General features: G+C 48.3%; 10 protein-coding genes. 4 read left to right on the forward strand and 6 right to left on the reverse strand.

Translation table 11 applies throughout. The features are described 5' to 3' along the window. Position 1 precedes the first annotated feature (1 nt). The gene (gene sbcB, locus CWI70_RS02100; protein ID WP_126770123.1) at positions 2–1,435 is read right to left on the reverse strand and encodes an exodeoxyribonuclease I; all 1,434 of its coding nucleotides are present in this window, start codon (positions 1,433–1,435) and stop codon (positions 2–4) included. Between the two features lie 158 nt (positions 1,436–1,593). On the opposite strand from sbcB, the gene CWI70_RS02105 reads away from it, so the two are divergent. From CWI70_RS02105 to hrpA, 3 genes are all read left to right on the forward strand, one after another. Further along, a complete protein-coding gene (locus CWI70_RS02105; RefSeq protein ID WP_126770125.1) occupies positions 1,594–2,610 on the forward strand; it encodes an isoaspartyl peptidase/L-asparaginase family protein in 1,017 nt (338 codons plus the stop codon). A gap of 43 nt (positions 2,611–2,653) precedes the next feature. After that, complete coding sequence (locus CWI70_RS02110) at positions 2,654–3,076, forward strand: CBS domain-containing protein (RefSeq protein WP_126770127.1); 423 nt, start codon at positions 2,654–2,656, stop codon at positions 3,074–3,076. A gap of 69 nt (positions 3,077–3,145) precedes the next feature. After that, a complete protein-coding gene (gene hrpA, locus CWI70_RS02115; protein ID WP_241967804.1) occupies positions 3,146–6,871 on the forward strand; it encodes an ATP-dependent RNA helicase HrpA in 3,726 nt (1,241 codons plus the stop codon). On the opposite strand, the gene CWI70_RS02120 is transcribed toward hrpA, so the two are convergent. From CWI70_RS02120 to ubiG, 5 genes are all read right to left on the reverse strand, one after another. After that, positions 6,851–7,117, reverse strand: a complete 267-nt coding sequence (locus CWI70_RS02120) for a GrxA family glutaredoxin (RefSeq protein ID WP_126770131.1) — start codon at positions 7,115–7,117, stop codon at positions 6,851–6,853. The two genes, hrpA and CWI70_RS02120, sit on opposite strands and share 21 nt — an antisense overlap. A 111-nt stretch (positions 7,118–7,228) precedes the next feature. Next, positions 7,229–7,489: a class I ribonucleotide reductase maintenance protein YfaE gene (gene yfaE / locus CWI70_RS02125; RefSeq protein WP_126770133.1), complete on the reverse strand. Its 261-nt coding sequence runs from the start codon at positions 7,487–7,489 to the stop codon at positions 7,229–7,231. Between the two features lie 5 nt (positions 7,490–7,494). After that, positions 7,495–8,625, reverse strand: a complete 1,131-nt coding sequence (nrdB, locus tag CWI70_RS02130; protein ID WP_126770135.1) for a class Ia ribonucleoside-diphosphate reductase subunit beta — start codon at positions 8,623–8,625, stop codon at positions 7,495–7,497. Positions 8,626–8,643: 18 nt separating this feature from the next. Further along, entirely contained in the window at positions 8,644–10,983 is a 2,340-nt protein-coding gene (nrdA, locus tag CWI70_RS02135) for a class 1a ribonucleoside-diphosphate reductase subunit alpha (RefSeq protein WP_126770137.1), read from the reverse strand. Positions 10,984–11,373: 390 nt separating this feature from the next. Next, on the reverse strand, positions 11,374–12,090 hold the full coding sequence (gene ubiG / locus CWI70_RS02140) for a bifunctional 2-polyprenyl-6-hydroxyphenol methylase/3-demethylubiquinol 3-O-methyltransferase UbiG (RefSeq protein WP_126770139.1): 717 nt from the start codon (positions 12,088–12,090) through the stop codon (positions 11,374–11,376). Positions 12,091–12,258: 168 nt separating this feature from the next. On the opposite strand from ubiG, the gene gyrA reads away from it, so the two are divergent. Further along, positions 12,259–14,892 (forward strand): DNA topoisomerase (ATP-hydrolyzing) subunit A, encoded by a 2,634-nt coding sequence (gyrA, locus tag CWI70_RS02145; RefSeq protein ID WP_126770141.1) that lies wholly within the window; start codon positions 12,259–12,261, stop codon positions 14,890–14,892. The last annotated feature ends 7 nt before the right edge of the window (positions 14,893–14,899 follow it).

A 14,899-nucleotide genomic window follows, 5' to 3' on the forward strand; every position in this document is an offset into this window, starting at 1 on the left:
TTTATAAACTCTGAACGTAACGATAGAGATCTTTCAGCAAAGCCTGTTTACGTGGATCATTGCTGGTCGCTTCGGCACATTGTTCGAGCTCGAATAAGAATGCTTCAGCTGACAATGCTTTTGGTAACGGTTCATGCAAGCGCTGCTGACAGAACGTTCTCCAGCGTTGCAATTCTTGGTCCGTTAAAGTGGCTGGATAATTTCGCGCTCGGTAGCGAAATAACATCTCGGGCAGACGGTCGTCGCTGAAGTTAAGCTGTAGCGCTGCAAGTTGCTCCGGTGCAGTATCGCGAATAATCGCCATGGTTGAGCGGTCTTGGTCGCTGAAGAAGGCGCCAGTATAAAGCTGTAACTCAGGATCTTTAGGAGCCTCGTTGTCGCTTTGAAAACGCACACTTTGTAGCAGACGTTCACGTAGTTCGGGTTGCGAGGCCAACCAATTCGCGCGTTCATGCATTTCAGCCATGGGTAGCTGCCACCGCTGTTGCACGGCGTCGGTTAAAACCTTTTGCGGCGCCAAGAATGGACAGCGATTGAGCATCAACTGTTGCGCGCCATAGACGCCCCAGCCCTCAGCATGGCGTTGCTCACGTTTGGCGAAACGTCGCTCTTGCAGTTGTTCGACGGTTAAATCCGTTAACGCTCGCGGGTCCTCACGTAAGTTCCAATAAACTAACGCGTTAGGGTTATCGTCTTGATAACCCAGCGGCATGATCAGCGATAGGCAACCGTTTTCAGTACCGTAAAAACCGGCAACATGCGCTAGCGGGGTGAAGTTCACCAGATCAATCAGGGGTTTTAAGGCTTGTTTACGCCGAATAGTGTAAGCGTAATCAAAGAGTTTAGGTTGTGCTTGTTTAAGTAGTTTAGCGATAGCTATGGTGGCGTAAACGTCGGCCATGGCATCGTGAGCTTGGCCATGGTCAATGCCATTCGCTTTGGTTAAATGTTCAAGGCGCATGCTGATCTGCCCAGCTTCGTTGGTTGGCCATTCAATGCCATCGGGGCGCAAGGCATAGCAGGCGCGAACCACGTCAATCAGATCCCAGCGCGAGTTATTGTGTTGCCAAGTATGGGCGTAAGGATCGATAAAATTACGGTAGAACAGGTGCCGCGTGACTTCATCGTCAAAACTTACCGAGTTATAGCCGATAATGGTGGTGTTTGGCGTACTAAACTCCGCCGCAATCTTACCCGCGAAGGTGGTCTCGTTCATGCCTTGGGTAAGTGCATGTTGCGGCGTAATGCCAGTGATCAACACTGCTTGTGGGTGCGGCAAAAAGTCGGGAGTAGGTTGACTGTAGATTGTCAACGGCCGACCACTGGGCTCAAGGTCTAGATTAGTGCGCAGCCCGGCAAATTGTGCAGGGCGATCCACTTGAGGATTGGCGCCCCATGTTTCGTAGTCGTGCCAGTAGAAAGTTTCTTGTGTCATATCAGGATGATTACGGCTTTAAATGATTTGTAAGCAGACTACCTGAATGCGCTCATTGCCGCAATTACTGCGCTTAGTGTCCATGGCAAAGCTGGCGGGCTGCGATTAAGCGTGGCAGGATAGTAAAGACATTGTTAGACCTAACTAGGACAAAAAGAATGAGAACTTTATCTGTGTTGTTGCAATCCCTCGTGTTGACTGCTGGCATGAGCACGGCGGCCCTGGCGACTGAAGATGCGCCATTCTCTATTGCTATTCACGGTGGTGCGGGCACCATTACGCGGGCTGATCTTAGCGCCGAGCAAGAAGCCGCCTATCAAGCAAAACTCACGGAAGCATTGAATGCTGGTCATGCGATTTTGGCCGACGGTGGCACGAGTATGGACGCAGTCGTTGCGGCCATACAAATTATGGAAGAATCGCCGTTGTTCAACTCTGGACGCGGGGCCGTGTATACCTTCGAGGGTGAGCATGAATTAGATGCGTCAATCATGAACGGTGCAACGTTAGAAGCGGGCGCTGTGGCCGGTGTCAAAACCGTAAAAAGCCCAATCGCTTTAGCCCGCGCTGTGATGGAAAATTCTGTTCATGTGATGCTGAGCGGCGAAGGCGCCGAGCAGTTCGCGCAAGAACAGGGCTTAGAACGAGTCGATAATAGTTATTTCAATACTGAACGTCGTTATGAGCAACTCGAACGAGCGCGCGAGAAGCTGGGTGTTGCGAATAAACAAGCCTATTTGGCATTGGACGACAACTATAAGATGGGAACCGTAGGCGCAGTTGCGCTTGATCAACATGGTAATGTGGCTGCGGCAACGTCAACCGGCGGCATGACGGCAAAGCGTTATGGTCGGATTGGTGACTCACCCATTATTGGCGCCGGAACATGGGCCGATAACGCCAGTTGTGCAGTGTCGGCAACAGGCCATGGCGAATTTTTCATTCGTTACCACGTCGCTGCTGATATTTGTAGCCGAGTGAAGTACTTGAACCAGTCGATCGAAAAGGCGGGCGATACTGTTATTCACGATGTACTGCTACCGGCAGGTGGCACCGGAGGCGTCATCATTGTTGATGCTGAGGGTAATGTTCATATGCCATTTAACACTGAGGGTATGTATCGTGCGAGTCGCATCGGCAATGGCGATATTAACGTTGCGATTTACAAAGATTGACTATACTTATCCTTAGGTTTCTCAAGATCTTGAGGTAGGTATTATGCATTCCATGAAAGTCGAAGATTTTATGCGTCGTCGGCCGGTGGTGTTTACCGAGGATTTACCGATTGAGGTGGCGGTGGAGCGACTGTTGCAGTCGCACCAGCGTGGTGGACCAGTGGTTGACGCAAATCGTAAAGTCATAGGTTTTTTGTCCGAGCAAGATTGTCTTGCGGCCATGTTGCGTGATACCTATCACAAAGAAATTTCAGCGAATGTTGGTGACTGTATGTACCGCGGTGAAGTCCTTAGTGTTTTCGCTGACGATTCAATAACTGATATTGCTCAACGTATGGATACGAAGAAACCTAAGGTCTATCCAGTGCTTGATGATGCCACCAAACAATTGGTTGGCGTGATCACCCGCACGGACGTTTTAGGAGCGATTGACCAATACTTTCAAGATTCCTACCGGCGCCGTTAACAAGCGGCGCACACGCTGGTAAACTAGACACTTCTGAGTAGTAACTTCTTCAACAAGTCAGGGTCACGCGTGCACGCAAGCATACCTTTTCCTAGCGATTTACCGGTCGTACAAGCAAAAGCAGAAATTCAGCAAGCTATTCGTGATCACCAAGTGGTCATTATTGCCGGCGAGACGGGATCCGGGAAAACCACACAGCTCCCCAAAATGTTATTAGAAATGGGCTATGGACGTGCAGAAGAGGGCACCCTGATCGGTCACACCCAACCGCGGCGATTAGCCGCACGCAGTGTGGCGCAACGTATAGCCGACGAATTACAAACGCCGTTGGGCGAGACGGTTGGCTATAAAGTTCGTTTTCAAGACCAAACCGCAGCGACAACCGCAATAAAGTTGGTAACCGACGGTATGTTGCTTGCGGAGTTGCAAAATGACCGTTTGCTAAAGCAATACGATGCGTTGATCATTGATGAAGCCCATGAGCGTAGCCTCAATATCGATTTTCTGTTGGGGGTTGTGTCAAAGCTGTTGCCGCAACGTCCAGATCTTAAGCTAATTATCACTTCGGCAACCATCGAAACCGAGCGTTTTGCCAAACACTTTGGTAATGCGCCGATCCTATCCGTCAGTGGTAGAACCTATCCCGTTGAACTACGTTATCGCCCCCTCGAGGGCGACGATGACAGTGGTGACGTTGTGCAGGGCGTTTGCGATGCCGCACTTGAACTCTATCGCGAGAGCAGTGGTGATATTTTGGTGTTTGCTTCCGGCGAACGTGAGATCCGTGATTTTGCCGAAGCTTTGGCTGAACTTGATTTGCCCAACACAGAGCTTGTGCCGCTTTTTGCGCGCCTCTCATCGGCCGAACAAAACCGTGTTTTTCAGAGCCATAGCATGCGACGAATCGTCATCGCGACCAATGTCGCGGAAACCTCATTGACGGTGCCGGGAATTCGCTATGTCATCGATCCCGGTACGGCACGTATAAGTCGTTACAGTTATCGTACCAAAGTACAACGCTTGCCAATTGAGAAGATCTCGCAAGCTAGCGCCAACCAACGCATGGGCCGTTGCGGCCGAGTGGCTCCGGGGATCTGTATTCGTCTGTACAGTGAGGACGATTTTTTACAACGCCCAGAATATACCGAACCCGAAATTTTACGAACAAACTTGGCAGCGGTTATCTTACAAATGACCTCTGCTCGATTGGGTGACATTCGTAAATTCCCATTTATTGACCGGCCTGATGAACGTTTTGTCAAAGACGGCATGAACTTGCTACAAGAGCTGCATGCGCTCAAAAGCGGTGGTCGACGGAAAAAGCGCGGTGTTCCCCAAGGACCGCAATTAACGGCATTAGGTCGCCAATTGGCTCAATTACCTATTGACCCGCGGTTGGGACGGATGGTGCTTGCGGCTCGTGAGTTTGGTTGCATCCGTGAAGTGATGGTGGTGACTGCGGCACTGAGTATTCAAGATCCTCGTGAACGGCCCCAAACGGCGAAACAAAAGGCTGATGAACTGCATCAACGCTTTCACGATAAAGACTCCGACTTTATGAGCTACTTAAAGCTTTGGGATTACCTACGTGAAAGACAACGTGAATTGTCAAAATCGCAATTCCGTAAGCAATTAAAAACAGAATTTATTCACTTTCTACGGGTTCGTGAATGGCAAGATGTTTACAGTCAAATTCGCCAAACCGTGCGCGGTTTAGGGTTTAGCATTAATGAGGAACCGGCGAGTTATGAAGCAATACATCGCGCACTCTTGACGGGGTTGTTATCCCACCTTGGTAATAAACAAGAAGGGCATGAGTTTTTAGGTGCTCGCAACCGCAAGTTTTTTGTATTTCCTGGCTCTGGTTTATTTAAAAAGCCACCGAAGTGGTTGATGGCTGCTGAGTTGGTCGAAACCAGTCGTCTGTTTGCTCGCGTTAATGCGCGTATTGAGCCCGAGTGGGTAGAGCCGGCGGCGCAACATTTGGTCAAACGTAACTACTTTGAACCTCACTTTGCCAAGAAATCCGGCTCGGTGATAGCCGAGGAGCAAGTGACGCTCTATGGTCTGATTATTGTGCCGCGTCGTCGCGTTCAGTATGGCCCAGTGAACCCTATTGAAGCGCGCGAAATCTTCATCCGTGAGGCGCTGGTAAACGCACAATTACGCCGACAATTGCCGTTTGTGCAGCACAACCAGAAGCTGATCGAGGAAATTCGTGAGCTTGAAGATAAATCACGGCGGCGGGATATCTTGATAGATGATGAGGCATTGTTCCAAGCCTATGATTCGCACATTCCTGCCGGTATCTATAATGAGCAATTACTTGCCGGTTGGTGGCATAAAGCAGTAAAAGACGAGCCGCGGCTGTTGTACTTCGAACGCGATGACTTGATGGCGCAAAGTGCTGAGCACATCACCGAATTGGATTACCCGGATACATGGCAGCAAGGTGACTTTAGCCTGCCTTTAAGCTATCACTTTGAACCCAATGATCCACAAGATGGTGTTGCGGTGCACATACCGCTTACGTTGGTGAACCAAATTAATCCAGAAGGTTTTGATTGGCTTGTTCCGGCGTTGCGTGAACCGTTAGTGGTGGCATGGATTAAATCGTTACCGAAGCCCTTACGTCGACATTTCGTTCCGGCCCCCAATTATGCGCAAGCTTTTTTACAGGATACCGGTGCAAAAGAAGTGTTTGAACGGCCTTTGCTTGTTGCGCTTAGCGCCAAACTGCGTCGGATGTCGGGCGTAACGATACCTGAGGATGCTTGGGATTCGAGTCAAATTCCTAATTATTTACGTATGCGCTTCGTTATCGAGGACGAAAAGGGAAAACCGGTAGCCGACGGTCGTGACCTTGCGACATTGCAGCATCAATTGCAAGGGCGCGTGCAACATGCACTGCGGCAAGCGGTAGCAGAACAGCCGCAGGCGCAAGTAGCGACAGATTGGACGTTCGGTGCGTTACCTACAGTAAGGGAGCGTCAGCAAAGAGGCTATGCAGTGAAAGCCTACCCAGCGCTTGAGGTTGTTGACGAAGGCGTACGTGAAACCTTATTCGATAAACCGGAACAAGCGGCGGCAGCCCATCAACAGGCATTGCGTAAACTGTTGCAATTGCAGCTCCCTTCGCCCATGCGCTATCTGCAACAGAATCTGTCAAATAGAGCTAAGTTAGCCATGTATTATAACCCGTGGGGTAAGGTCGATGCGTTGATAGAAGACTGCATTCAAGCGGCCCTTGACGAGCTTCTTAGCGCCGCCGAAATACGCGATGAACGGGGCTTTCGCCGTTTGGTTGAGCAAGCGCGAGGTGAGCTGAATGAACGCGTAACCGCAATTGCCGAGCAGGTTGAACCATGTCTATTACTATCGCAGAAGATTCGCAAGCAACTTAAAGGCTCGGTGCCGTTAGATCAAATCCAAGCGCACGGCGATATCAAGGCACAACTTGAGCAGTTGGTGTATCCAGGGTTTGTGAGTACGGCTGGAGCGCAACGCTTGCCGGATATTGAACGGTATCTGAAAGCTATTGAACGTCGACTAGAAAAGCTTCCCGTGGACCCAAATCGCGATCGATTACATACCCTAACGTTGGAAAAATTAGAGCAGGGTTACAATGAATTGCTTGGCAAGTGGCCTAAAAACTTGCCGCTTAGTGAAGAGCTAAAAGAGATCCGTTGGATGCTAGAAGAGTTGCGGGTAAGCTATTTTGCGCAGCAATTAGGAACCCGCTATCCGATCTCAGAAAAGCGGGTTCAGCAAGCATTAAGCAGCGTAAAGCCCTAAGTTTTCACGTGCGAAAGCTTCAAATTCTGTACAACCGCCAACGTGTTGTTCATCAATAAAGATTTGCGGTACGGTTTGCACAGGTGCTCCTACCGTTTTCTCTAAATCGGCTTTAGTGATGCCTTCTTCATGCATGTCGATGTAGCGGAATTCAAAATCATCACGATCTTCGGTAAGTTTTTCAGCAATCTGTTTTGCACGAACACAGAAAGGACAGCCAGGCCGGCCAAAAATAACTGTAAACATTGGGACTCCCACATTTCAATAAAGTGTATAGCGTAATATGTGCGCTATTTTGCCTTAAATTGGCGTTCGGCGCTAATGATCTGTATCTATCGAATCAATCGTTTTAGCCGATTAGTGATCTATGTCTAAATCGGAAGCGGGGATGCAGCAACAGGCTAAGCAGTCGCCTGGACGCACGATCGCAAGGGGCTCATTAATGTATTCGATGTCACCACTATTAACTTTGGTTCGACATGCGCCACAAAACCCATCGCGACAATGAAAACGTGTTTCAATACCGGCTGCTTCCATTGCTTCTAAAAGAGAGCCTGCTGATGGATCAACGGTCAGCTCGTGCTGACCGTTGACGCGAACTTTGAAAGTTTTGCTCATTAGCGTTACAGCTCAAAGTCTCCTAGGTCAGAAGCACTGACTGAACTATCGATCTGACCCACGAGGTAAGAGGTTATTTCGGCTTCTTGTGGAGCAACCTGAACGTTATCAGAAACCAAATACTTGTTCATCCATGGTAACGGGTTACTACGCTGTTTGAACGGTGCATCAAAGCCGATAGCTTCCATTCGCATGTTGGCAATGTATTCGACGTACTGACAAAGAATGTCCTCGTTTAGACCTATCATTGAGCCATGACGGAACAAATAGTGAGCCCATTCTTTTTCTTGTTCGACAGCCTTCATGAAAATAGCCAAAGCCTCTTCGCGTAATTCCTCAGCAATTTCCTTCATTTCAGGGTCGTCTTTGCCGTACTGCCAAAGATTGAGGATATTCTGGGTTGAGACAAGGTGTAAGTTTTCATCGCGCGCGATGAGACGAATTATTTTTGAGTTGCCTTCCATAAGGTCGCGCTCTGCAAACGCAAAGGTGCACGCGAAACTCACATAAAAGCGAATAGCTTCCAGAGCGTTAACTGAGTTGATGCACAAGAACAACTTCTTCTTAAGTTCGCGCATCGTCACATTATGAACTTCGCCATTTACTTCAACTTCACCTTCACCGTGGGTTTGCCACAACTGCGTATAGAAAATGAGGTCGTCGTAATATTTAGAGATATCATTTGCACGTTTCTGAATCTCCTCGTTAATGACGATGTCTTCAAAGACTTGGCTCGGGTCGGTAAACAAATTACGTAAAATATGTGTGTACGATCGTGAGTGGATCGTTTCAAAAAATGACCAGGTTTCAATCCATGTTTCAAGTTCAGGAATTGAAACGATGGGTAGTAGAGCAATGTTCGGGCTACGGCCTTGTACCGAATCCAATAGCGTTTGATACTTTAGATTCGAGATGAAAATATGCTTTTCGCTATCGGTAAGTCCCTGAAAGTCGACGCGGTCACGGCTCACATCGACTTCTTCAGGTCGCCAGAAAAAGCTGATTTGTTTTTCGATGAGCTTTTCAAAAACACTGTGTTTTTGTTGATCATAGCGCGCCACATTGACCGAGTTTCCGAAGAACATCGGCTCCTGTAACGGATTGATCTGATTTTTATTAAACGTTGAATAACTCATGCTGTTAGCGCCTTATTGTTAGATTTTACATGCGCCGCCGGCACAATCGTCATCTTCTTCAGTGACGGCCACGGTCGCTTGTTGGTTCTCTTCTTCACGCTGTTTAGCATCGACCTTATCGCGTAAGTCGACTTGGTTGTCAGATGCGCCATCACGAGTGTTGTGGTAATACAGCGTTTTTACCCCAAGTTTGTAGGCATAGAGCAAATCTTGTAGCAGTTGTTTCATCGAAACCTTGCCGCCTTCAAACTTGCTCGGATCGTAATTGGTGTTTGCAGATATTGTTTGGTCAACGAATTTCTGCATGATTCCGACAAGCTCTAAATAGCCTTTATTGTTTGGAATAGTCCACAACAATTCATAGGCATCTTTTAGGTTTTCGTAGTCCGGCACTACCTGTTTGGTCACACCGTCTTTCGATGCTTTAATACTGATATGCCCACGCGGTGGTTCAATGCCGTTGGTTGCATTGGAAATCTGCGATGAAGTTTCTGACGGCATTAATGCTGACAGGGTAGAATTACGCATACCGTACTTTTTGATGTCTTCACGTAACTGATCCCAATCGAGCTGATAAGGTTCGCTACACACCGCATCGAGATCTTTCTTATAAGTGTCGATCGGCATAATACCTTGTGCGTAGGTCGTTTCATTAAACTTAGGACAGGCTCCGAGTTCCTTCGCTAAGTTCATTGAAGCTTTCATTAAGTAGTACTGAATTGCCTCGAAAGTTTGGTGCACAAGGCCGTTGGCTGAACCATCTGAGTAACGAACGCCATGTTTTGCCAGATAGTAGGCGAAATTGATGACTCCAATACCTAGAGTACGACGGCCCATCGTGGCATTGCGTGCTGCTGGGACTGGGTACTCTTGGTAATCAAGTAAACTATCGAGTGCCCGAACCGCGAGTTCAGCCATTTCTTCCAAATCAGCGAGTGAATTGATCGCACCAAGGTTGAAAGCAGATAGCGTACACAAGGCGATTTCGCCTTCTTCGTCATTCACATGCGCAAGTGGTTTGGTGGGTAGTGCGATCTCCAAACACAGGTTACTTTGACGAATCGGCGCTACTTTAGGGTCAAACGGGCTGTGGGTGTTGCAGTGGTCCACATTCTGTAAATAGATACGCCCAGTACTTGCGCGCTCTTGCATAAACAAGCTGAAGAGTTCGATCGCTTTAATACGTTTTTTACGAATCGATTCATCGTTTTCATATTGCAAATACAGACGTTCAAATTCGCTTTGATCGGCAAAGAAAGCGTCGTACAGACCCGGACAATCCGACGGACTAAATAACGTGATGTAATCGTCTTTAACCAAGCGTTGATACATAAGACGGTTAAACTGTACGCCGTAATCGAGGTGGCGCACACGGTTTTCTTCAACACCGCGGTTGTTTTTCAGTACCAACAAGCTTTCGACTTCTAAATGCCAAAGCGGGTAGAAGAGAGTGGCTGCACCGCCACGCACGCCGCCCTGGGAGCAGCTCTTAACCGCCGTTTGGAAGTACTTGTAGAACGGAATACAACCGGTATGGAACGCCTCACCACCCCGAATAGGGCTACCTAAAGCGCGGATGCGACCGGCATTGATACCGATACCTGCACGTTGCGAAACATACTTCACGATTGCGCTAGCTGTTGCATTTATTGAGTCTAAGCTGTCCCCAGCTTCGATAAGCACACAGGAGCTGAATTGACGTGTTGGGGTGCGCACTCCCGACATAATCGGGGTCGGTAATGAGATCTTGAACAGCGACGTGGCGTCATAGAATCGCTTAACGTAGTCGAGTCGCGTGTCACGCGGGTAATTAGCGAAGAGGCACGCTGCGACTAACACATACAAAAACTGTGCGCTTTCAAAAATCTCACCGGTGACACGGTTCTGTACTAGATATTTGCCTTCGAGTTGTTTTACCGCCGCGTAAGAAAAATTGAGGTCACGCGAGTGGTCGATAAGGCCGTTCATCTGTTCGAATTCTTCGGCGGTGTAATCTTCTAGTAAATGCTTGTCGTAATGCCCACTCGCAACCATGGCTTTAACATGGTCATAGAGGTGCGGCGGTTCGAATTCGCCATAGGCCAGCTTGCGCAGATGGAAAATCGCCAAACGCGCAGCCAAATATTGATAATCAGGCGCGTCTTCAGAGATAAGGTCAGCGGCGGCTTTGATGATGGTCTCGTGAATATCTTCAGTTTTGATGCCATCGTAAAACTGAATACGAGACTTAATTTCAACTTCTGAAACCGAGACATTGTCGAGGCCTTCAGCAGCCCAACTAATCACACGATGGATTTTATCGAGGTCCAGCGGTTCACGTTCACCACTGCGTTTGGTAACAAAAAGTTCTTGATTCATGCGGCGCACCCACCAATTTATCGTTATGTTTCTTTGTTGGCACCACAAGATATGGGTATGGAATAGGCATTCCGTGTGAAAAATACACAATATCTTGGGTTGGATAGATGCTATGTATGCTAGCACTTATCGTAAGGGGATCAAGCGAGATTTTGTTAAATGTGAGCGGTGAAACGACGCTTTTTTCTGTGTGATTATCGCAAGGTCTTGTGTCTCAAGACTTTCACCAAAAGCAAGACCTTAAAAACTTTTATAAATAACTTTTTGCTCTTATAAATACAATGCTAATAGAACAAAGCTCTAAGCTAGTGGATTCAACGGCTACACAAGATATGGTGGTTAATCTGTGGCCGAAGTCTAAATATGGTGTTTTGCTGATGCTGTATGCACTTAGTCCGTGACCGGCATGCGAAGTGCGACAATGTAATTGACGTCAACGTTGCTAGCGTCCAAATAAAAGCCGCGCCATGGCAGAAAATGCATCCCGGTAATGGCTAGTGCTTTTGCACCCACCGCATCGGTCATGCGTAGCAATTCGGCGGGCTGAATAAATTTGGCATGTTCATGCGTGCCTTTGGGAACCCAACGTAGAATATGTTCAGCGGCCACAATACCGAGCAACCATGACTTGAAGTTTCGATTCAGCGTCGAAAACACCAGTGTCCCGCCAGGTTTAACTAACTTGGCCGCAGCGTGAACAATGCTCTCAGGGTTGGGAACATGTTCGAGCATCTCTAGGCAGGTAACGGCATCAAAACTGCCAGCGTGTTGTGCGGCGAATTGTTCAGCAGCTATACACTGATAGTCAATTGTTAACTGACTCTCAAGGGCATGTAATCGCGCCACTTGGAGCGATTGTTCGGCAAGATCAATGCCAGTGACTTCTGCGCCGGCCTGCGCTAAAGCTTCAGTAACTAAACCACCACCGCAGCCGATATCAAGTACCCGCTTGCCGAATACGCCGTCACAATGGTGCTGAATAAAATCAACACGTAATGGATTGATAAGGTGTAACGGCTTAAATTCGCCTTCAGGGTCCCACCAACGTGAGGCGAGGGCACTGAATTTTTCAATTTCTTTCAAATCAACGTTATCGGATTGCGCCATAGTACTTCTGCTTCGTGAAAAAACTCGGTACAGTGTACTCAAGCTAGCGACGCAAAAAAAGCACAACTCAAAATGCGTCGGAAAAAAGGATGCGAGGGCGCAGCGCTAAGGGTACAATGATGCGCCTAAGACAATTATAAGAAAGACAGATCGTTTAGGGATATAACTATGAGTGATCTCGCCAGAGAAGTCGTTCCGGTCAATATTGAAGATGAACTGAAAAGTTCTTACCTCGACTATGCCATGAGTGTCATCGTCGGCCGGGCCTTGCCAGATGTGCGTGATGGTTTGAAACCTGTGCACCGCCGCGTCTTGTTCGCGATGAATGAGTTACGCAATGACTACAATAAACCTTATAAAAAGTCTGCCCGTATCGTCGGTGACGTTATTGGTAAATATCACCCGCATGGTGATAGTGCCGTTTACGACACTATTGTTCGTATGGCGCAACCGTTTTCCTTGCGTTACATGTTGGTTGATGGCCAAGGTAACTTTGGTTCGGTAGATGGCGACTCTGCTGCCGCTATGCGTTACACGGAAATTCGGATGGCGAAAATTGCCGGCGAATTGCTCTCCGATCTTGACAAGGAAACCGTTGACTTTGTGCCTAACTACGATGGCACCGAGCAAATTCCAGATGTACTACCAACGCGTGTGCCAAACCTTTTGGTGAACGGCTCTTCAGGCATCGCGGTTGGTATGGCCACCAATATTCCACCGCACAACTTGAGTGAAGTTATCGATGGCTGCTTGGCCATGATTGATAACAACGACATCACTGTTGATGAGCTGATGGAATATATTCCAGGGCCTGATTTCCCGACGGCGGCAACCATTTCCGGTCGAGCTGGCATTGTCGAAGCATACAAAACCGGCCGCGGCCGCATTCATTTAAGAGCCAAAGCTGAAATTGAAACAGACGCCAATGGCCGCGAAGCAATCATCGTTAATGAAATCCCATATCAGGTAAATAAAGCGAAGCTCATCGAGAAAATCGCTGAACTGGTTAAGGAAAAACGTTTAGAGGGAATCAGCGGTTTACGCGATGAGTCTGACAAAGACGGCATGCGTATTGTGATTGAACTCAAACGTGGTGAAGTCGGCGAAGTTATTCTGAATCACCTGTATGCCAATACCCAAATGCAAGTGGTATTTGGTATTAACATGGTTGCGCTGGATAAAAACCAGCCACGTTTGTTTAACCTGCGTGACATGTTGGATTGCTTTATTCTACACCGTCGGGAAGTCGTAACCCGCCGCTCTGTTTATGAATTACGCAAAGCGCGTGAGCGCGCGCACATCCTCGAAGGCCTAGCGATTGCGCTCGCCAACATTGATGAAGTCATTGAGCTCATTCGTCGATCGCAAACAGCGGCCGAAGCAAAAGCTGGATTGATTGGTCGCTCATGGATCTTGGGTGATGTGGCAAACATGCTGGAACGAGCTGGCGTTGACGCAGCGCGTCCGGATCATCTCGATCCACAATTTGGTATTCGTGACGGTCAATACTTCCTCACTGAAGAACAAGCACAAGCAATTCTTGATTTGCGCTTACACAAGCTCACCGGCCTTGAGCACGAGAAGATCCTTGATGAATATAAAGGTCTATTACAACAAATCGAAGAATTACTGCATATCTTGAATAGTTCTGAGCGTTTGATGGAAGTCATCCGTGAAGAACTCGAGAAGATCAAAGCCGAATACGGCGATGCTCGTCGTACCGAAATTACCGCGGCTGCACATGATATCTCGATGGAAGATTTGATTAACGAAGAAGATGTAGTGGTGACCTTGTCACACCATGGTTACGTGAAGTACCAACCGCTCACCGAATATGAAGCGCAGCGGCGCGGTGGTAAAGGTAAGTCTGCGACCAAAATGAAAGATGAAGACTTTATCGAGCGCTTGTGGGTGGCCAATACCCACGACACGATTTTGTGCTTCTCGACCCGTGGCCGCATTTATTGGATGAAGGTTTACCAGTTACCGTTAGCAACGCGCACTTCGCGCGGCCGACCAATTGTAAACTTGCTGCCGCTTGAAGCAGATGAGCGCATCACAGCGATTCTGCCGACTCGCGATTATCCTGAAGACAAGTTTATCCTTATGGCAACACGGAAGGGCACAGTGAAGAAAACCCCAATGGTTGATTATTCACGTCCTCGTACTGGTGGCATCATCGCCCTGAATCTGAACGACGGTGACGAGCTCATTGGCGTGAATATGACTTCTGCAGGTGACGAGGTGATGTTGTTCTCGGACGCCGGTAAAGTGGTGCGCTTCAGCGAAGATCAAGTACGTTCTATGGGGCGTACCGCAACAGGTGTTCGTGGTATTCGTTTAGAAGAAGGCCAACGTGTCGTTTCGCTTATCGTGCCACGGCAGATTGAAGATGAAGTACCAACCATTCTTACGGTCACTGAGAATGGCTACGGCAAACGTACGCCAATTACAGATTACCCAGCGAAGAGCCGCGCCACTAAAGGTGTCGTTTCGATTAAAGTAAGCGAACGGAACGGTGCTGTGGTAGGCGCCATGGAAGTCGTCGATACCAACCAAATCATGCTCATCAGCAACAAAGGAACCTTGGTACGTACCCGTGTCAATGAGGTTTCAATTGTTGGTCGTAACACCCAAGGCGTGCGCTTGATACGTACTGGTGGTGACGAAAAAGTGGTCGGCATGCAACGTATTGATGACATCGACGAAGATGAAATCCTCGATGGAGAAGCTCTTGATGGCGACGTTGCCGAAGCTTCTGATGTAGACGACACTCAAGACGATACGAACTCTGAGGAGTAATAAAAGC

Origin of the sequence: Pseudidiomarina homiensis (assembly GCF_003987225.1) — a bacterium.
GTDB classification, from domain to species: Bacteria; Pseudomonadota; Gammaproteobacteria; order Enterobacterales; family Alteromonadaceae; genus Pseudidiomarina; species Pseudidiomarina homiensis.